Source organism: Mycolicibacterium sp. Y3 (assembly GCF_051188035.1).
Taxonomy (GTDB): Bacteria; Actinomycetota; Actinomycetes; order Mycobacteriales; family Mycobacteriaceae; genus Mycobacterium; species Mycobacterium fluoranthenivorans.
Genome location: NZ_JAVQLT010000001.1, coordinates 1,163,992 through 1,181,668, shown reverse-complemented (window position 1 = coordinate 1,181,668; position 17,677 = coordinate 1,163,992). Strand labels below are relative to the sequence as shown.

Here is a 17,677-nt window from a genome sequence, read left to right as displayed (position 1 = left end):
TCAGGCGGACAGGACCGCGTCCAACGCGGAGTAGAACAAGCCGAGCCCGTCATCGGACGGGCCGGTGAGCGGTTCGGTGGCGTGCTCAGGGTGCGGCATCAGCCCGACCACGCGGCCGTCGGCCGAGCTGACCCCGGCGATGCCGCGCATCGACCCGTTGAGGTTGTCGCGGTAGCGGAACACCACGCGGCCCTCACCCTCGAGTTCGTCGAGCACCGCCTCGGAGGCGACGTACCGGCCCTCGCCGGATTTCAGCGGCACCAGCAGATCGGCGTCCTGCTCGTAGCGGGTGGTCCACGCCGTCGAGTTGGACGCCACCTGCAGCCACACGTCGCGGCAGATGAAGTGCAGTCCGGCGTTGCGGGTCAGCGCACCCGGCAGCAGGCCGGCTTCACACAGCACCTGGAAGCCGTTGCAGATGCCGAGCACCGGCAGCCCGCCCCGGGCAGCGTCGACCACCGAGCGCATCACCGGCGCGAAGCTGGCGATGGCCCCGGCGCGCAGGTAGTCCCCGTAGGAGAACCCGCCCGGCACCACCACGGCGTCCACACCCTTGAGGTCGGCGTCGGCATGCCACAGGGCGACGGCCTCGCCGCCGGCCAACCGCACCGCCCGGGCCGCGTCGACGTCATCGAGCGTGCCGGGGAAGGTGATCACGCCCACACGCGCGTTGCTCACGACTGTTCCCGGCTCACGACGAAGTCCTCGATGACCGTGTTGGCCAACAGCGATTCGGCGATTTCGGACAGCGCCGCGTCGGATACCGAATCGTCCACCTCGAGCTCGAAACGCTTGCCCTGGCGGACGTCCGAGATACCTGAGTGGCCGAGACGGCCCAGCGCGCCGACGATCGCCTGCCCCTGCGGGTCGAGGATCTCGGCCTTGGGCATCACGTGCACTACGACGCGGGCCACGGGTACTCCTTCGAAAGTTTGCACAAATCGGTCCTGATCGGCTGTAACTCTACCGACGTAGATACAAGCCACAATGGAGCCATGCAACTCGTGCATTTCGGCCACTCCTGCCTGCTGGCAGACTTCCCGAACGTCGGCGGCGGCAGCACCAGGGTGCTGTTCGATCCCGGCAACTTCTCACACGGCTTCGAGGGCATCACGGGTCTGGACGCGATCCTGATCACCCATCAGCATCCCGATCACGCCGACACCGCCAGGCTGCCCGCGCTGCTGGACGCGAACCCGCATGCCAAGCTGTACGCGGATCCCCAGACGGCGGCGCAGCTGGGAGCACCGTGGACGGCGGTACACGCCGGCGACGCCTTCACCGTCGGGCATCTGTCGGTGCGTGGTGTGGGCGGCACGCACGCCACGATCCACCCGGAGATCCCGGTGATCGACAACACGTCGTACCTGATCGGCGACGGCGACCACCCGGCCCGGCTGATGCATCCGGGCGACGCCCTGTTCGTCCCCGGTGAGCCGGTCGACGTGTTGGCCACCCCGGCTGCGGCGCCGTGGATGAAGATCTCCGAGGCCGTCGACTACCTGCGCGCCGTCGCTCCGGCCCGGGCCGTGCCCATCCACCAGGGCATCATCGAGCCGGCCGCGCGCGGTATCTACTACGGCCGGTTGTCGGAGATGACGGACACCGACTTCCAGGTGCTCGCCCCGGAGAACGGAACGACATTCTGAACGCGCGAACCCTGCTGCTCTGGTGGCCGCCCGTCGGCATCACCGCCATGGTGGTGCTGGGCCTTCTGGTCGGTCCGAACAACACCCCCTTCGACACCGCCGCGCTGAATGCGATGAACCGGGTCCTCGGCCCGGATCCCCGCTGGATGCTCTGGTTCACCTGGGGTATCGCGATGGTCGCCCTGCTGTTCTGCGCGGTGGTGGTCGCACTGTGGCAGCGGCGCTGGCGGGTGGCGGTGGCCGCGGCCCTGTGTCCGGTCCTCGCGCTGCTCGGATCGCGGGCGCTCAAGAAGCTGTTCGGTCGTTCCAAAGGGGACGGCGACTACTGGGCCCACGCCTACCCCAGCGGACACACCACGGTGGTCACCACCGTGACGGCGATGTTCGTGCTGGCCATCGGCTACACGGTGTGGCGAGCGGCGCTGGCCGCGGTGATCAGCGTGATCGGTGGCATCGGGATGGCCGCGACCGACTACCACTATCTGACCGATATCTTCGGCGGCTGGCTGTGGGCCACCGCACTGGTGTGCCTGGCGATCCTGGCGGCCGGGCCTCAGGCGGTGTCGCGGGCTGCCGCCCTGCCCGCGGCCCGGCCGGAGAACACGCAGCCACCCAAGAAGGTGCCTTCCAGCGACCGGTAGCCGTGCACGCCGCCCCCACCGAAGCCGGCGGCCTCACCGGCGGCGTACAGGCCGCTGAAGGCGCTGCCGTCGGCGGTGAGAACCCGCGATTCCAGGTCGGTGTGCAGTCCACCCAGCGATTTGCGGGTCAGGATGTGCAGTTTGACGGCGATCAGCGGGCCGGCCTTGGGATCGGTCAACCGGTGCGGGGCGACGACGCGAGCCACCCGGTCCGGCAGATAGTCGCGAGCACCCCGGATCGCGGTGATCTGCCCGTCCTTGCTGAAGCGGTTGACCACCTCGCGGTCGCGCGCGGTCACTTCTGCCTCGACGGTCGCGTAGTCCAGGGACGCCACCCCGTCGACGCCGTTCATTGCGGACACCAGGTCACGCAGTGAGTTCGCGGTGACGAAATCGACGCCCTTGTCCACGAATGCGCGGACCGGGGCGGGGCCGCCGTCCCGGCCACGGGACAGCACGGCGCGGACGCTGCGCCCGGTCAGGTCCGGGTTCTGCTCCTGCCCGGACAGGCCGAACTCCTTGGCGATGATGCGGGCGTTGAGCACGAACCAGGTGTAGTCGTAGCCGGTGGCGGCGATGTACTCCAGCGTGCCGAGCGTGTCGAATCCCGGGTACAGCGGCACCGGCAGGCGTTTCCCGGTGGCGTCCAGCCACAACGAGGAAGGCCCGGGCAGGATCCGGATGCCGTGGTTGGGCCACACCGGGTCGTAATTGGTGATGCCTTCGGTGTAGTGCCACATCCGGTCGGCGTTGATCACCTGGGCGCCTGCGGATTCGGCGATCCCGATCATCCGCCCGTCGACGTGCTCGGGTACACCCGAGAGCATCGTCGTGGGTGGTGTGCCCATCCGGGCCGGCCAATTCTTGCGCACCAGATCGTGGTTGCCGCCGATGCCGCCGCTGGCGACGATCACGGCCTGCGCCCGGAAATCGAATTCCCCCACGGTGTTACGCGAGGACGCGACACCACGTGCGGCGGCCGACGGCTCCAGCACCGCGCCGCGCACACCGACGACGGCGCCCTCGGCGACGACGAGCTCGTCGACGCGGTGCCGGTGCGCGAAGGTCACCTTCGGGTGGCCGAGCAGGCGGCGGGCGAAGATGTCGACCAGCGCCGGACCGGTGCCCCAGGTGATGTGGAAGCGCGGGACCGAATTCCCGTGTCCGCGAGCGCCATAGCCGCCGCGCTCGGCCCAGCCGACCAGCGCGAAGGTCTGCAGCCCGCGCTCGCGCAGCCAGCGGCGCTTCTCCCCCGCGGCGAAGTCGACGTAGGCGTGCGCCCACTGGCGGGGCCAGTGGTCCTCGGTGCGGTCGAAGCCGGCGGAGCCCAGCCAATCCTGTAACGCCAGCTCGTGGCTGTCGCGGATGCCGAGGCGGCGCTGCTCGGGGCTGTCGACGAAGAACAACCCGCCAAACGACCAGTAGGCCTGGCCGCCGATGTTGGCGGCGTTCTCCTGGTCGACGATCAGGACCGTACGGCCCCGTTCGACCAGTTCGCATGCGGCGACCAGCCCGGCCAGCCCAGCACCCACCACGATGACATCGGCGTCCATGACGCCAAGGCTAGCCCGCCTCCAGCGCGTCAGGCCGCGTCGGTGAGCGCCGGATACGGGGTCCAGCGGTACACCGCAGGCACGCACTGGTGCATGAGGGCCAGGTCGATGGCGTCCAGGATGGCCTGCCGAGTCCCGGTACGGCGGAGCTGGCGGGCCGAGACGGCCAGTCGCACCATGCCGCCGCGGCGGGCGCTGCGTTCGGCGGACAGCACCAGGGTGCGGCACCACCATGGTTCGGTCAGAAATCCCTCGCCGATGCCGAGCACCCGGGCCCGCACGGTGGTGTCGCGGATCAGATCGCTGATGCCCGCGACGCCGATGAGCAACCGGAATCCGTTCCGCGGCAAGGCCCCGACGGTGCCCTGCGAGACCGTCCAGCCCGGCGCGGCGAACAGCCGGGTACGCAGGCCGAGATGTTCCAGAACGCGGTCGGCGCCCGTCAGCCGAAGATTCGCCTCGTGCGCGGGCAATACGGCGAACTCGCCACGACGGGTCTTGGTGGCGGCCTCGTCGAAACCATGCAGGACCAGGGCGTCGCCACGGTTGCGACGGTCGCCGAGCCATTCGACACTGGAGCCGTCCTGCTCCAGGCGGTAGTCGCCCTTGAGCCGGGGCGCCACCATCAGCGACACCGGAACACCGCGTGTGTCCAGCTCACCGCAGAACGCGTCGACCTCGGTCAGGGTGCGATCCCTGATACCGGAAATGGAGACGATCAGTTCTCCTGCCACATTCACAGTGTGGCAACGTCAGGTGTCGCGACGGTTGCGAACACCCGGACGCAAGTTGACTTTTGGATCGGCTATTCGGCCAGTACCGCTTCGATCGCCGCGATCACCTCGGGTGCATCGGGTTCGGTGCGGGGCCGGAACCGGTTGACCACCTCACCGCCGGGCGCGAGCAGGAACTTCTCGAAGTTCCACTGGATGTCGCCGGCCGCACCGTCGGCGTCGACGGTCTCGGTCAGCGCGGCGTACAGCGGATGCCGGTCTTCGCCGTTGACGTCGGTCTTGGCCAGCAGCGGGAAGCTGATCCCGTAGGTGGTCGAGCAGAACGTCTGGATCTCCTCGGCGGTGCCGGGCTCCTGTCCCATGAACTGGTTGCACGGCACGCCGACGACGGTGAGCCGGCCGGCGTAGTCCTGTGCCAGCTTCTCCAGCGCGCTGTACTGCGGTGTCAAGCCACACTTGGAGGCGACGTTCACGACGAGCGTTGCGCCGTCGGACAATTCGGCCAGCGTGGTGGGTTCCCCGGCGAGGGTGGTCAGCGGGATCGTGTTCAGGCTCACCGGGACGACGCTAGCCGTCGAACAGGATCGCCGCCAGCCTCTCGACCGTGGCGATCGGATCGCCTGCCATGCGCGTCTTGTCGAAGGCGTCGTTGAGCCACAACTGGGCGAACCCGTGCACCAGCGACCACGCCGCCAGGGCGGCCCCGTCGGGATCGGCTTTGGCGTGCGGATCCGCCAGGGTGCCGACGCCGCGGCTCAGTTCGGCACCCGCGGCGGCCGAGGCGCGTAGCAGGTCGGGGTCATCGTCGTCGTAGAGCGACTTGTCGAACATCACCTCGTAGTGGCCGGGATGATCCAGGGCGAACCGGACATACGCTTTGGCGGCGTCGATGAACTGTGGCCGGGCGTCGGCCAGGGCCGCGGCCAGCAGGCCGAATCCTTCGGCCGCCAGCGCGGTGAACAGCCCGCGCCGATCGGTGAAGTGATGCGCGGGTGCGGCGTGTGAAACGCCTGCGGCTCTGGCCAATTCACGTAGCGAGATGCCGTCCGCGCCACGTTCGGCGACCAGCGCCGCAGCCTGCGAGAGGATCGCCGCCCGCAGGTCGCCGTGGTGATAGGTCTGTTTTCCCACCCCTGCATCCTATCTTGACATCGTCTAGTTTCTCGATATTCTCATCTTGACAATGCCTAGATAAGGGAGGCGCGATGGCGGTTTTCCTCGCGCTGGTGCTCGGCAGCCTCGCGGCCCGCGCCACACTCGCCGACACCTGGCCGGCCGCCATCGCGTGCGGGCTTGCCGTGATGTTCACCCTGACCGGGATCGCGCATTTCGTGCCGGGAATGCGCCGGGACATGATCGCCATCGTGCCGCCACCGCTGCCGGCGCCGGCCCTGCTGGTCACCGTCACCGGCGTGCTCGAACTTGTGGGCGCGGTCGGGGTGGTCTATCCACCCACGCGGGTCGCCGCGGCAGGGTGTCTGTTCGTGCTGATGCTGGTCATGTTCCCGGCCAACATCTACGCCGCCCGCATGCCCGACCCGCCGGCGTCGATCACGGCGAACCTAGGTCTGCGGTCCGCCGAAGAGGCTGTGTACCTGGCCGCTGCCGTAGTTGTCGCGGTCTGCGGTGGCCAGTAGCCAGGCGTACTGGAACGCCGCTTCCTTCCAACGTTCGTAACGTCCGCTGATACCGCCGTGCCCGGCGGCCATCTCCGTCTTCAGCAGCACCGGGTGGTCATCGGTCTTGACATGACGCAGCGCGGCAACCCATTTCGCGGGTTCGACGTAGTACACCCGGGTGTCGTTGAGTGAGGTCATGGCCAGGATGGCCGGGTAGTCCTTGGCCTCGACGTTCTCATACGGTGAGTACGACTTCATGTACTCGTAGACGCTCTTGTCCTCCAACGGGTTTCCCCACTCGTCCCATTCGGTGACGGTCAGCGGCAGGGACGGGTCCAGGATGGTGGTCAGGGGGTCGACGAATGGCACCTGGGCCAGCACCCCCGCAAACGCCTGCGGGGCGAGGTTGGTGACCGCGCCGATCAGCAACCCGCCCGCACTGCCGCCGAGGGCGACGAGATTCTGCGGCCGGGTCACGTCGGTGTCCACCAGATGCGCAGCGACAGCGATGAAATCGGTGAACGTGTTGCGCTTCTGCAACAGCTTGCCGTTCTCGTACCAGGGCCGGCCGAGCTCCCCGCCGCCGCGGACATGTGCCACCGCGAACACCATCCCGCGGTCCAGCAGGGACAGGCGCGCGATCGAGAAGCGGGGGTCCTCGCAGGATTCGTAGGCACCGTAGCCGTACAGCAACGCAGGCGCGGGAAAGGCCAGCCCGGCCCGGTGCACGATCGAAATCGGGATCCGGGCACCGTCTTCGGCCACGGCCCAGTCCCGGCGCTCGACGTAGTCCTGCGGCCGGTAGTCGCCGAGCACCGGCTGCTCCCGCAACAGGGTGCGTTCACCGGAGGTCAGGTCCAGGTCGTAGATGCGCACCGGGATGACGAACGAGGTGGCCCCCACCCGCAGTTTGGGCGACGACCAGTTCGGGTTGCCGGACAGGCCCGCCGACATCAACTCGGATTCGAACGCGATCTCCTCGGGCGCGCCGTAGGTGCCGTCGGCGCCGATGGGCCACAACTGGATTCGCGGTAGCGCTTCGCGCCGATAGCTCACCACCAGGTGCTTCTCGAACGCGTCGACACCGTCGAGGCGGACATCGTCGCGAGCCTCGATCAGGGTGCGGAAGGCGGTCGGGTCACTCACCGGAGCATCGACCAGGGTGAAGTTCATCGCCCCGTCGTTGTGCATGATCAGGAAGCGGTCCTCGCCGCCGACCACGGCGTGCTCCACCGAATACTCGACCAGGTCGCGGCGCGGCAGCACGACGGTGAACGCGGCCTCCGGGTCCGCGGCGTCGGCGTAGTGCACTTCGGTGGTGACCGCACTGCCCGCCGCGATCAGCACATATTTGTTACTTCGGGTACGCCCGACGGCCAGCCAGAAGCGCTCGTCGGGTTCGTGGAACACCTTCTGCGACGGCAGACCTGCAGCCAGCCGGTGCCGCCACACGGTATCCGGGCGCCAGGCGTCGTCGACCGTCACGTAGTAGACGGTGCGGTTGTCGGCGGCCCAGGTGACTCCGGAGCCGATCCCGGTGATGGTGTCCTCGTACAGTTGCCCGGTCCGTAAGTCCTTGAACCGCAGGGTGTACCGCTCGTCACCCTTGACATCCACCGAGTACGCCAGGATGTTCCCGTCGATACTGACACTGATGGCCCCGAGCGAGAAGAAGTCGTGCCCGTGGGCCTCGTCGTTCTCGTCGAGCAGGATCTGCTCACCGGGGATCGCGGTGTTCTCGTCGAGTTCCGGTGGTGTCCAGTCGTCGGGACCGGCGATCGGGCACCGGCACTGCACGCCGTACTGCTTGCCCTCGAAACTGCGTCCGTAGTACCACCATTCGCCGCGCCGGGTCGGGATCGACAGATCCGTTTCCTTGGTGCGGGCCTTGATCTCGTCGAAGATCTTCTGCCGCAACGGCGCCAGATGTTCGGTGGCCTTCTCCGCGTATTCGTTCTCCGCCTCGAGGTGGGCGATGACCTCGGGGTTGTCCTTGTCACGCAACCACTCGTAGTGGTCGACGAAGACATCGCCGTGATGTTCGCGGCGTTTCGCCACCCGCTTGGCGACGGGAGCCCCTGTCATGCGCCGATCCAATCGTTGAAGTTGAGCCCGGAAATACGTTCGTAGGCTTCGATATAGCGCGCCCGGGTCGCCGCGGCGATCTCCTCGGGCAGCGGCGGTGGCGGGGTGTTTCCATGCCGGTCCCAGCCGGAGTCCGGACCGGTCAGCCAGTTGCGGACGAACTGCTTGTCGTAGCTGGGCTGCACCACGCCCGGCTGGTAGCTGTCGGCGGGCCAGTACCGCGACGAGTCCGGTGTCAGGACCTCGTCGGCCAGCACCAGCTCGCCGTCGCCATCCACCCCGAACTCGAACTTGGTGTCGGCGACGATCACCCCCTTGCTCAGGGCGTGGTCGGCGGCTTTTGAGTAGATGGCCAGGGTGCGGTCGCGCAGTTGGGCGGCGCGGTCTTCGCCGACGAGCTTGACGACGGCGTCGAAGGCGATGTTCTCGTCGTGGTCGCCGAGCTCCGCCTTGGTGGCCGGGGTGAAGATCGGCTGGGCGAACTTGCTGGCCTCGACCAGACCGGGGGGTAGCTCGATCCCGCACACGGCCCCGGTCTGCTGGTAGTCGATCAGCCCGGATCCGGTCAGGTAGCCGCGGGCCACGCATTCGACCGGCAGCATCTCCAGCTGGCGCACCACCAGGGCGCGGCCCAGCACCTCGGCCGGGATGCGTTCGTCGTCCGCCGGGCCCGCGAGGTGGTTGGGCACGCCGAGGTGGTCGAAGAAGAACACGCTCATCGCGGTCAGGATCCGACCCTTGTCGGGTATCTCGGTGTCCAGGATGAAGTCGAAGGCCGAGATGCGATCGGAGGCCACAAACAGCAGGTGGCCGTCGTCGATGCGGTACAGCTCGCGAACTTTGCCGCTGGCCAGATGCCGGTAGTCGGTCAGAGCGGGGCGCATCCGCCCACCCTATGTGCTGGGATCAGGGCCATGAGTTCGCGGTACCTCCCCTATGCCACCAAACCCGGCCGATTCCTGGCCCAGCTGCTCAGCGATATCGCGGTGATCATCTGGATCGTCATCTGGGTGATGGTCGGCGGGGCGGTGTACTCGGCGGTCGCCACCATCTCCGAAGTGGGTCGTCGAGTGCAGAGCGGCGCCGACGGGGTATCCGGGAATCTGGCGTCGGCCGGGGACAGCACCGATGACGTGCCGTTCATCGGCGGCACCCTGGCCGGGCCGCTGAAGGCGGCCAGCAAGGCAGCGGGTGAGATCGCCGGCGCCGGTCACAGCCTGGATGTCACCGCGAGCTGGCTGGCGTGGGTGCTGGCCGTGGCCGTGGCCGCGACGCCGATCCTGGCCGTGACGATGCCCTGGCTCTTCCTTCGGCTGCGGTTCTTCCGCCGCAAGCTGGTGGTGCTGTCCCTGGCCTCCAGCCACGCCGGCCAGGAACTGCTGGCCATGCGGGCCCTGGCCAACCGGCCGCTGGCCAAGCTCACCGCGATCGATCCCGACCCGATCGGCGCGTGGCGCCGCGACGATCGGATGGCCATCCGCGGCCTGGCCCTGCTGGAACTGCACGCGGCCGGCATCCGGCTCAAGTCCTGAGCGATTTGTGGAGCGCGAGCCGTAACTATTACGGCTCGCGCTCCACAAATCGCTGAGGTTGGAACCGATCGGCGCTGGACCGCGTCGGAACCGACATGCTCCAGGATCTACTGCGCGACCACGACGGTGTCATCACCCTGGCACAGGCCCGGATGGCGGGGCTCAGTCAGGACGACGTCGACTACCGAGTTCGCAGTGGCCAGTGGCGGCGGTGCGCACGTGGCGTCTTTTTCGCCGACGACCGGCAGTTCACCGACGCCGCGCGTGTCCGTGCCGCCGTCTGGTCGTACGGGGATGACGCAGTCGCCAGCGGGCTTGCCGCAGCCTGGTGGCATCAGCTGACGCGGTACGCGCCCGAAGTGGTCGAGGTGACAGTGTCCAGAAGTCGGCGTCTCCGATTCCAGCCCGGCACCAGACTTAGGCGCCGAGATCTCGACCCGGCCGAGGTCATCGAAAGATCGGATCTCCGCGTCACGGCCCTGCCGCTGACCGTCGTCGAGGCCGCGGCCCGGCGCGGGGGCGGCCCCAAGATCATGGACACCGCCCTGCAACGACATGTGGAATTACCCGAACTGTGGAAAAGCCATCTCAACAACAAGGGCCGGCATGGGTCACCGCGTGCTCGCATCCTCTTGCTCGGAGCTGCAGACGGCACCCGATCCGAAGCCGAAAGGCTGCTCAGGAGGATATTGCGACAGGCCGGCATCGTCGGCTGGATCGCCAACCATCGCGTGGCCGGTTACAAAGTCGACTACGGGTTTTCTGCCGCGAAACTCGCCCTGGAAGTCGATGGCTGGGCCTTCCACAGTGACCCTGATGACTTCAATCACGATCGCGTCCGGCAGAACGCGCTGATTCTCGCGGGCTGGCAGGTGCTGCGGTTCACCTGGCTCGACCTCAACGAGTACCCCGAACGCGTGGTTGCGGAGATCAAGGCAGCGCTGAAGCGGCGATTTGTGGAGCGATAGCCGTAATGGTTACGGCTATCGCTCCACAAATCGCAAGAACAGGTGGCGTATACCGGTGTGCCGGTTGCTGCGGGTCCATTCCACCGGCGACGCCAACTCGGCACCGGAGAACCGCGTCAGCAGCTCTTCGAACATCACCCGCAATTCCAGGCGGGCCAGGTTGGCACCCAGGCAGTAGTGCACGCCGTACCCGAATCCCAGGTGTGGATTGGGCTTACGTGTGATGTCGAACGTGTCCGGATCCGAGAAGACCAACTCGTCGCGGTTGGCCGACCCTTCCCACACCTGGACCTTCTGTCCCGCGGCGATCGTCACACCGCCGAGTGACACCTCTCGGGTGGCGGTGCGCCGCTTCGACGGCGAGGGTGTCGTCCACCGCACCATCTCCTCGATCGCGTTGGGCAGCAACGACATATCCGCACGCAATGCCTGGAATTGGGCGGGGTGCTCGATCAGCGACAGCAACCCGCCGGCGACGGCGTTGCGCGTGGTCTCGGCGCCGGCGCTGAACAACAGGCTGAAGAACAGATACAGCTCGAGATCGGACAGTTCGGCGTCGGTGTCATGCAGGCCGGCGTTGGCCACCACCGAGAGCATGTCATCCGTCGGCGCCGAGCGTTTGGCCGCGATCAACTCCATGCCGTAGGTGTACATCCGCGACCCGGCCTCCTCGGCCGTCAGCTGCCCCACCTCGGCACTGCGCCCGGAGAAGTCGAACTGTGGCTCGATGGCATGAAACAGCCAATGCCGTTCCGATTCCGGGATTCCCAGCAGGATGCAGATCATCTGCATCGGCAACTCGGCGGCCACCTCGACCAGGAAGTCCACAGTGACACCTGGTTGCACCGTGTCCAGCAGGCTCCGGGCCCGCCCGCGCAGGTCGGTTTCGACCCGGCTGATCATCCGCGGGGTCAGCCCGGAGGACACCAACCTGCGGATCTGCGCGTGCCGCGGATCGTCCATCATGTTGAGCACCTGACCCGCGATGGACAGGTCCTGCAGCAGCGTCCCGCCGTACGGCCGGGAACCGCCGGTGACGGACGAGAACGTCACCGAATCACGAAGCACCGCAAGCGTTTCCGCGTGCGTGGCGACGGACCAGAAGCCTTCGCCATCGGGTGTATGTTCGGTCGGCTCGTGCCAGAACACCGGTGCGGAACGCCGATGCTCGGCGAACAACTCATGGGGGAACCCCTGAGCGAAATTATCCAGATCTGTCAGATCTGCGGACGTCACAAGATGGCACCCGAGGTGTACTTGGCCGCCTCCGGGTAGCGGCTCACCAGTTCGTCGACCGCACTCACCACCGCATCCACCTGCGCCGACGCCGCGCCACTGAAGGCGGCACGGTCGGCCAGCGCCGCGTCGAGGGCGACCCGGTCCAGCGGCAGCCGCGGGTCGGCCGCCAACCGATCCAACAGGTCTGGTTCCGCACCCTTTTCCCGCATGGCCAGCGCGACGGCCACCGCGTGTTCCTTGATCACCTCGTGGGCGGATTCGCGTCCCACCCCGGCACGTACCGCGGCGATGAGGATCCGGGTGGTCGCCAAGAACGGCAGATAGCGGTCCAGCTCGCGCTGGATCACCGCCGGGTAGGCACCGAACTCGTCGAGCACCGTCAGGAACGTCTCGGTCTGCCCGTCGATGGCGAAGAACGCGTCCGGCAGCGCGACCCGGCGCACCACCGAACAGAACACATCGCCCTCATTCCACTGGGCTCCGGCCAACTCGGCGGCCATTGACGCATAGCCCCGCAGCACCACCTGCAGACCGTTCACCCGCTCACAGGAGCGGGTGTTCATCTTGTGCGGCATGGCCGAGGACCCGACCTGCCCGGGCGCGAATCCCTCGGTCACCAGCTCATGTCCGGCCATCAGCCGGATGGTGTGTGCGAACGAGGAGGGCCCCGCGCCCAACTGCACCAGCGCCGAGAGCACATCGTGGTCCAGCGACCGCGGATACACCTGCCCGACGCTGGTGAAAACGTCTGTGAATCCGAGGAATTGGGCGACCCGGCGTTCCAGTTCGGCGAGCCGATCGGTGTCGCCGTCGAACAGGTCGAGCATGTCCTGGGCGGTGCCCATCGGCCCCTTGATCCCGCGCAGCGGGTACCGGTCGATGAGCTCACGCAGCCGCTGCAACGCCACCAGCGTCTCCTCGGCCGCCGAGGCGAACCGCTTGCCCAGCGTGGTGGCCTGCGCCGCGACGTTGTGCGAACGCCCCGCCATCACCAGTTCGCGGTACAGCGCCGCCCGCTCGGCCAGCCGCGCGACGACGGCCACCCCGTGGGAGAACACCAGCTCCAGCGACTGCCGGATCTGCAGCTGCTCGACGTTCTCGGTCAGGTCGCGGCTCGTCATGCCCTTGTGCACGTGCTCGTGACCGGCGAGTGCGTTGAACTCCTCGATGCGAGCCTTCACGTCGTGCCGGGTGACGCGCTCGCGCGCGGCGATGGACGCCAGGTCCACCTGCTCCAGCACGCGCTCGTAGTCGGCCACCACGCCGTCGGGCACCGGCACCCCGAGTTCCGCCTGCGCACGCAGCACCGCCAGCCACAACCGGCGTTCGGCGACGATCTTGGCTTCGGGTGACCAGATGGCCACCATGTCATCGCTTGCGTAGCGGCTGGCCAGGACATTCGGGATGCTCACGAACACACAGCTTACGAGTCAGTCGAACGGCGCGAGAACGTCGATCACATCAATCAGGGTCGCGCGGGCGGTCTCACGCGGCGTATCGCCGTCGTCGACGAGCGCGGCGACCACCGCACCGTCGACGGCACGGACCAGCGCGGTGAGCAGTTCGGTGTGCACCGTCCGCCCTGAGCGCTCGACCACCTCGACGACGGCATCGGTGCGTTCGCGCAGGATCCGGCGCTGGATATTGCGCAATTCCGGCTGCCGCGCGCACGCGATATAGCGCTCGTAGCGGGAGATCAGTTCGGGGACCCGGGCCCCCGGGTCGTCACCGACCAGAAGGTCGACCAGCAGGTCGGCGGTGGACTCCGCGCCGCGGCGCCGCCGGGACAGCGTCGCGACCTGTGTCTTGAGATGTTCGGCCTCGCGGGTGCCGACGTGTTCGACGGCTTTGGCGATGAGGTCGTCCAGGGAGGAGAAGTAATACGTCGTCGACGCCAGCGGCAGACCGGCCCGACGCGCCACCGCGCGGTGGCGCACCGCGTCGAACCCGCCCTCGCACAGCAGATCGGCGGCGGCGCTGACGAGAGCGCCCCGCCGCCGCTCTCCCTTGGGGGTCACTGCCGCCGTCACGCCTTGCATGCTGCCAGCAAATGGCCTGCTGTATGGGGGTTTTGCGGCAATCGCCAAGGCACTGCACAAGAACGTCACCGGGCCGATGGCATGATGGCCCGCATGCCAGACGTCACTCGCCGGACTGTTCTACGGCTGGGCGTCGGCGCCGCCGTCGGAGCGGCAGGCGCCTACGCACTGGGCTCGCTGCCCTCCGCTCCGCAGGCCACCACTCCACCGGTGGCGATGACGAGCGTGGGCGCGCCACTCGCGCCGCCTCCCCCGAGCGCACCGGCCCCGACCTACGTCAGCGGATCATTCGTCTCGGCGGCCCGCGGCGGGATCACCACCAACTGGGCCATCGCCCGCCCGCCCGGCCAGACGGCGCCGCTGCGTGCGGTGATCGCGCTCCACGGGAAGGGCAGTGACGCGGCGACGGTGATGGCCGGCGGTGTCGAGGACGGCCTGGCGCAGGCCGTGGCCACCGGAATCCCGCCGTTCGCGGTGGTCGCGGTCGACGGCGGCGGCGGGTACTGGCACAAGCGTGCCGACGGTGACGACGCCGGCGCGATGGTCCTCGACGAGCTGATCCCGATGCTGGCCGGCCAGGGCCTGGACACCTCGCGGGTGGGTTTCCTGGGCTGGTCGATGGGTGGGTACGGCGCACTGCTGCTGGGCGCGCGGCTGGGGCCGGCCCGCACCGCGGCGATCTGCGCCGTCAGCCCGGCGCTGTGGACGTCCTCGGGGGCCACCGCACCGGGCGCATTCGACGGCGCCGACGACTACGCGGCCAACAGCGTGTGGGGTCTGCCCGCGCTGGGGTCCATCCCGATCCGCATCGACATCGGCAACAGCGATCCGTTCGCCTCGGCGACCCGGCAGTTCATCGCGCAGCTGCCGGCACCGCCGTCGGGCGGCTTCTCCCCCGGCGGCCATGACGCCGGGTTCTGGAGCTCGCAACTGCCGGCCGAGGCGGCCTGGATGGGGCCGTTGCTGGTCGCCTAGTTATAGGCTGATCCGGCCCTGCGCCGCGGCCAATCCGATATCGGTACGGAAATGACTGCCCGGCAAGCGGATTGATTCGATCCGCCGGTAAGCATCAGCGCGCGCAGCGGAAAGGTCGGCGCCGGTGCCCACCACCGACAGCACCCGCCCACCGGAGGAGACGATGGCACCGTCGTCACGACGGGTGGTGCCGGCGTGCAGGACACCGTCGGCTTCCGAACCGGTAATCACGTCACCGACGCGCGGCCGGCCCGGATAGTTCTCGGCGGCGATCACCACGGTGACGGCCGAACCGTCCCGCCACTGCAGCGGCGGATGGTCCGCCAGTGTTCCCGTGGCGGCGGCGTGCAGCAGCGTCCCCAGCGGTGATTCCAGCAGGGCGAGCACGGCCTGGGTCTCGGGATCGCCGAATCGGCAGTTGAACTCGACCACAGCGGGCCCGTTCGAGGTGATGGCCAGGCCCGCGTACAGCAGGCCGGAGAATGAGCTCCCGCGCGAAACAAGCTCGGCGGCAACAGGTTTGACAACCTCGTCGACAATCTGCGTGAGAACCTCGTCCGGCAGCCACGGCAGCGGGGTGTAGGCACCCATCCCACCGGTGTTGGGGCCGGTGTCGTTGTCACCGACGCGCTTGAAGTCCTGGGCCGGCAACAGCGGCACCACCGTCTCGCCGTCGACGACACAGAACAGCGACACCTCGGGGCCGTCCAGGAACGACTCCAGCAGCACCGGGTGCCCGGAGTCGAGCAGTGCCGCCGCGTGCGCACGAGCGGCCTCACGGTCGGCGCTGACCACCACACCCTTGCCCGCGGCCAGACCGTCATCCTTGACCACCCAGGCCCGCTGACCGGCGGGCGGCCCGAAGCGGTCCAGGGCCGCGTCCAGGCGGGCGGGGTTGTCGACGATCTCGCTGGTGGCCGTCCGCACTCCGGCGACGGTCATCACGTCCTTGGCGAACGCCTTGGATCCTTCGATGCGGGCGGCGTCCTTGGACGGGCCGAACGTGGCGATACCGGCCTTGCGCAGGGCGTCGGCGACCCCCAGCACCAGGGGCACCTCCGGGCCGATGACCACGAGGTCGGCGTCCAGACGCCGCGCCAGGGCGACGACCGACTCACCGGACGTCGCATCGACGTCGTGCTGCTCGGCGACCGCGGCCGTCCCGGCGTTACCGGGCGCCACGGCCAGATAGTCGACGCCGGGATCGCGGCTGAGCGCCAGTAGCAGGGCGTGCTCACGGGCACCGGATCCGATTACGAGGACGCGCACGAGTGATCACCTTATCGGCCCACCGCGAGGCCCGGCCCGAAAGCCACGGCCATACAGTTGACATTGCAGTGTATGGTCGATGCAACGAGTGCGGTATGTCACACCAGGAGGCCATAATGACGACGCTGGAGAGCGCCTGCCCGTTCGGTAAGGGTTACGACTTCACCGATCCCGACGTGCTGCTGCAGGGCATCCCGGTCACCGAGTTCGCCGCGCTGCGCAAGACGGCGCCGGTGTGGTGGAACGAGCAAGGCGAGTCGATCTTCGACGACGGCGGCTACTGGGTGATCAGCCGCCACGAAGACATCAAGGCCATCTCCCGCAACGGCGGCGATGTGTGGTCCACCAACGCCAAGGGCGCGGTCATGCGCCTACCCGACGGCATCACCGCCGATCAGCTCGACCTCACCAAGGCCCTGCTGATCAACCATGACGCCCCCGAGCACACCCGGTTGCGCAAGCTGGTGTCCCGGTTGTTCACCCCGCGCTCCGTGGCCGCGCTGGAGCACAAGCTCGCGGTGGCCGCGCGCGAGATCGTGGCCGCCGCCAAGGAGAAAGACACCGGCAACTTCGTTGACGATGTCGCGATGGGCCTGCCGTTGCTGGCCATCGCGGATCTGATCGGCGTCCCGGAAGAAGACCGGGAGAAGATCTTCCACTGGTCCAACTGCATCATGAACACCGACGACCCGGATTTCGACGCCGATCCCACCACGGCCAACGCAGAGCTGATGGGCTACGCCTACAACATGGCCGAAGCCCGCCGGAAATGCCCGGCCGACGATATCGTCACCCGGCTGGTGCAGGCCGATTTGGGAGATGAAGCCGGCGAAGGCATCACCGACGTCGAATTCGCGTTCTTCGTGATCCTGCTGGCCGTGGCCGGCAACGAGACAACCCGCAACGCCATGACCCACGGGATGAACGCCTTCTTCGAAAACCCGGACCAGTGGGAGCTTTTCAAGCGCGAGCGGCCCGACACCGCCATCGAGGAGATCATCCGCTGGGCCACACCGGTGCACTGCTTTCAGCGCACCGCACTCGTCGACACCGAGATCGGCGGGGTGACCATCCGCAAGGGCCAGCGCGCCGGGCTGTTCTACAGCTCGGCCAACTATGACGACGAGGTGTTCGAGAACCCGTTCACCTTCGACATCCTGCGCAACCCCAACCCACACCTGGCCTTCGGCGGCAACGGTGCCCATTTCTGCATCGGCGCCAACCTCGCCCGCATGGAGATCAAGCTGATGTTCAACGAGATCGCCGACCAGATCCCCGATATCTCCAGACTCGCCGAGCCACTTCGCCTACGCTCCGGCTGGATCAACGGGGTGAAGGACCTGCAGGTTTCCTACAAATAGTCCTTTAAGATTC

The 17,677-nt window shown here is 67.9% G+C and carries 19 protein-coding genes; 7 read left to right on the top strand and 12 right to left on the bottom strand.

Annotated features, from left to right (window positions below):
* Entirely contained in the window at positions 1-678 is a 678-nt protein-coding gene (gene purQ, locus QN239_RS05800) for a phosphoribosylformylglycinamidine synthase subunit PurQ (protein ID WP_499008633.1), read from the bottom strand.
* On the bottom strand, positions 675-914 hold the full coding sequence (purS, locus tag QN239_RS05795; protein WP_170847117.1) for a phosphoribosylformylglycinamidine synthase subunit PurS: 240 nt from the start codon (positions 912-914) through the stop codon (positions 675-677). The genes purQ and purS overlap by 4 nt, the downstream gene beginning before the upstream one ends.
* Before the next feature lie 81 nt (positions 915-995).
* Here purS and QN239_RS05790 point away from each other — a divergent pair, with 81 nt between their 5' ends.
* Both QN239_RS05790 and QN239_RS05785 read left to right on the top strand, forming a co-directional pair.
* Positions 996-1,649, top strand: coding sequence for an MBL fold metallo-hydrolase (locus QN239_RS05790; RefSeq protein ID WP_499008631.1), 654 nt, complete (start codon positions 996-998; stop codon positions 1,647-1,649).
* 47 nt (positions 1,650-1,696) lie between these two features.
* The gene (locus tag QN239_RS05785) at positions 1,697-2,290 is read left to right on the top strand and encodes a phosphatase PAP2 family protein (RefSeq protein WP_499008629.1); all 594 of its coding nucleotides are present in this window, start codon (positions 1,697-1,699) and stop codon (positions 2,288-2,290) included.
* On the opposite strand, the gene QN239_RS05780 is transcribed toward QN239_RS05785, so the two are convergent.
* The 4 genes from QN239_RS05780 to QN239_RS05765 form a co-directional block, all read right to left on the bottom strand.
* On the bottom strand, positions 2,203-3,843 hold the full coding sequence (locus tag QN239_RS05780) for an FAD-binding dehydrogenase (protein WP_499008627.1): 1,641 nt from the start codon (positions 3,841-3,843) through the stop codon (positions 2,203-2,205). The genes QN239_RS05785 and QN239_RS05780 overlap by 88 nt on opposite strands.
* A 29-nt stretch (positions 3,844-3,872) precedes the next feature.
* Positions 3,873-4,577: a DUF2334 domain-containing protein gene (locus QN239_RS05775; RefSeq protein WP_499008626.1), complete on the bottom strand. Its 705-nt coding sequence runs from the start codon at positions 4,575-4,577 to the stop codon at positions 3,873-3,875.
* 71 nt (positions 4,578-4,648) lie between these two features.
* On the bottom strand, positions 4,649-5,134 hold the full coding sequence (locus tag QN239_RS05770) for a glutathione peroxidase (protein ID WP_499008624.1): 486 nt from the start codon (positions 5,132-5,134) through the stop codon (positions 4,649-4,651).
* 10 nt (positions 5,135-5,144) lie between these two features.
* On the bottom strand, positions 5,145-5,708 hold the full coding sequence (locus QN239_RS05765) for a TetR/AcrR family transcriptional regulator (RefSeq protein ID WP_499008622.1): 564 nt from the start codon (positions 5,706-5,708) through the stop codon (positions 5,145-5,147).
* Positions 5,709-5,782: 74 nt separating this feature from the next.
* Here QN239_RS05765 and QN239_RS05760 point away from each other — a divergent pair, with 74 nt between their 5' ends.
* Complete coding sequence (locus QN239_RS05760; RefSeq protein WP_499008619.1) at positions 5,783-6,214, top strand: DoxX family protein; 432 nt, start codon at positions 5,783-5,785, stop codon at positions 6,212-6,214.
* Here QN239_RS05760 and QN239_RS05755 read toward each other — a convergent pair.
* Both QN239_RS05755 and QN239_RS05750 read right to left on the bottom strand, forming a co-directional pair.
* A complete protein-coding gene (locus QN239_RS05755) occupies positions 6,140-8,281 on the bottom strand; it encodes a S9 family peptidase (protein ID WP_499008617.1) in 2,142 nt (713 codons plus the stop codon). The two genes, QN239_RS05760 and QN239_RS05755, sit on opposite strands and share 75 nt — an antisense overlap.
* A complete protein-coding gene (locus QN239_RS05750) occupies positions 8,278-9,165 on the bottom strand; it encodes a phosphoribosylaminoimidazolesuccinocarboxamide synthase (RefSeq protein ID WP_090354421.1) in 888 nt (295 codons plus the stop codon). Before QN239_RS05750 ends, QN239_RS05755 begins: the two co-directional genes overlap by 4 nt.
* Positions 9,166-9,195: 30 nt before the next feature.
* Here QN239_RS05750 and QN239_RS05745 point away from each other — a divergent pair, with 30 nt between their 5' ends.
* Both QN239_RS05745 and QN239_RS05740 read left to right on the top strand, forming a co-directional pair.
* On the top strand, positions 9,196-9,813 hold the full coding sequence (locus QN239_RS05745) for a hypothetical protein (RefSeq protein ID WP_499008614.1): 618 nt from the start codon (positions 9,196-9,198) through the stop codon (positions 9,811-9,813).
* Between the two features lie 95 nt (positions 9,814-9,908).
* Entirely contained in the window at positions 9,909-10,781 is an 873-nt protein-coding gene (locus tag QN239_RS05740) for a PDDEXK-like endonuclease domain-containing protein (protein ID WP_499008613.1), read from the top strand.
* A 15-nt stretch (positions 10,782-10,796) separates the two neighbouring features.
* Here QN239_RS05740 and QN239_RS05735 read toward each other — a convergent pair whose 3' ends face one another.
* Genes QN239_RS05735 through QN239_RS05725 form a run of 3 tightly spaced genes read right to left on the bottom strand, consistent with a single transcriptional unit; the run spans position 10,797 to position 14,059 of the window.
* On the bottom strand, positions 10,797-12,017 hold the full coding sequence (locus tag QN239_RS05735) for a cytochrome P450 (protein ID WP_499008611.1): 1,221 nt from the start codon (positions 12,015-12,017) through the stop codon (positions 10,797-10,799).
* A complete protein-coding gene (purB, locus tag QN239_RS05730; RefSeq protein WP_499008610.1) occupies positions 12,014-13,432 on the bottom strand; it encodes an adenylosuccinate lyase in 1,419 nt (472 codons plus the stop codon). Before purB ends, QN239_RS05735 begins: the two co-directional genes overlap by 4 nt.
* A gap of 18 nt (positions 13,433-13,450) precedes the next feature.
* Positions 13,451-14,059, bottom strand: coding sequence for a TetR/AcrR family transcriptional regulator (locus QN239_RS05725; protein WP_499008608.1), 609 nt, complete (start codon positions 14,057-14,059; stop codon positions 13,451-13,453).
* Positions 14,060-14,140: 81 nt separating this feature from the next.
* Between QN239_RS05725 and QN239_RS05720 the strand changes: the two genes are divergently transcribed.
* Positions 14,141-15,034 carry an alpha/beta hydrolase gene (locus QN239_RS05720; protein WP_499008606.1) on the top strand — a complete coding sequence of 298 codons (894 nt, stop codon included), beginning with the start codon at positions 14,141-14,143 and terminating at the stop codon, positions 15,032-15,034.
* On the opposite strand, the gene purD is transcribed toward QN239_RS05720, so the two are convergent.
* A complete protein-coding gene (gene purD, locus QN239_RS05715) occupies positions 15,035-16,303 on the bottom strand; it encodes a phosphoribosylamine--glycine ligase (protein ID WP_499008604.1) in 1,269 nt (422 codons plus the stop codon).
* Between the two features lie 116 nt (positions 16,304-16,419).
* On the opposite strand from purD, the gene QN239_RS05710 reads away from it, so the two are divergent.
* The gene (locus tag QN239_RS05710; RefSeq protein WP_499008602.1) at positions 16,420-17,664 is read left to right on the top strand and encodes a cytochrome P450; all 1,245 of its coding nucleotides are present in this window, start codon (positions 16,420-16,422) and stop codon (positions 17,662-17,664) included.
* Positions 17,665-17,677: the final 13 nt, after the last annotated feature.

Excerpts from the sequence above, each read along its gene's own strand:
- QN239_RS05790 (WP_499008631.1), top strand. The coding sequence starts at position 996 with ATGCAACTCGTGCATTTCGGCCACTCCTGCCTGCTGGCAGACTTCCCG.
- QN239_RS05785 (WP_499008629.1), top strand. The coding sequence starts at position 1,697 with ATGGTGGTGCTGGGCCTTCTGGTCGGTCCGAACAACACCCCCTTCGAC.
- QN239_RS05780 (WP_499008627.1), bottom strand. The coding sequence starts at position 3,843 with ATGGACGCCGATGTCATCGTGGTGGGTGCTGGGCTGGCCGGGCTGGTC.
- QN239_RS05760 (WP_499008619.1), top strand. The coding sequence starts at position 5,783 with ATGGCGGTTTTCCTCGCGCTGGTGCTCGGCAGCCTCGCGGCCCGCGCC.
- QN239_RS05755 (WP_499008617.1), bottom strand. The coding sequence starts at position 8,281 with ATGACAGGGGCTCCCGTCGCCAAGCGGGTGGCGAAACGCCGCGAACAT.
- QN239_RS05750 (WP_090354421.1), bottom strand. The coding sequence starts at position 9,165 with ATGCGCCCCGCTCTGACCGACTACCGGCATCTGGCCAGCGGCAAAGTT.
- QN239_RS05745 (WP_499008614.1), top strand. The coding sequence starts at position 9,196 with ATGAGTTCGCGGTACCTCCCCTATGCCACCAAACCCGGCCGATTCCTG.
- QN239_RS05740 (WP_499008613.1), top strand. The coding sequence starts at position 9,909 with ATGCTCCAGGATCTACTGCGCGACCACGACGGTGTCATCACCCTGGCA.
- QN239_RS05725 (WP_499008608.1), bottom strand. The coding sequence starts at position 14,059 with ATGCAAGGCGTGACGGCGGCAGTGACCCCCAAGGGAGAGCGGCGGCGG.
- QN239_RS05720 (WP_499008606.1), top strand. The coding sequence starts at position 14,141 with ATGATGGCCCGCATGCCAGACGTCACTCGCCGGACTGTTCTACGGCTG.
- QN239_RS05710 (WP_499008602.1), top strand. The coding sequence starts at position 16,420 with ATGACGACGCTGGAGAGCGCCTGCCCGTTCGGTAAGGGTTACGACTTC.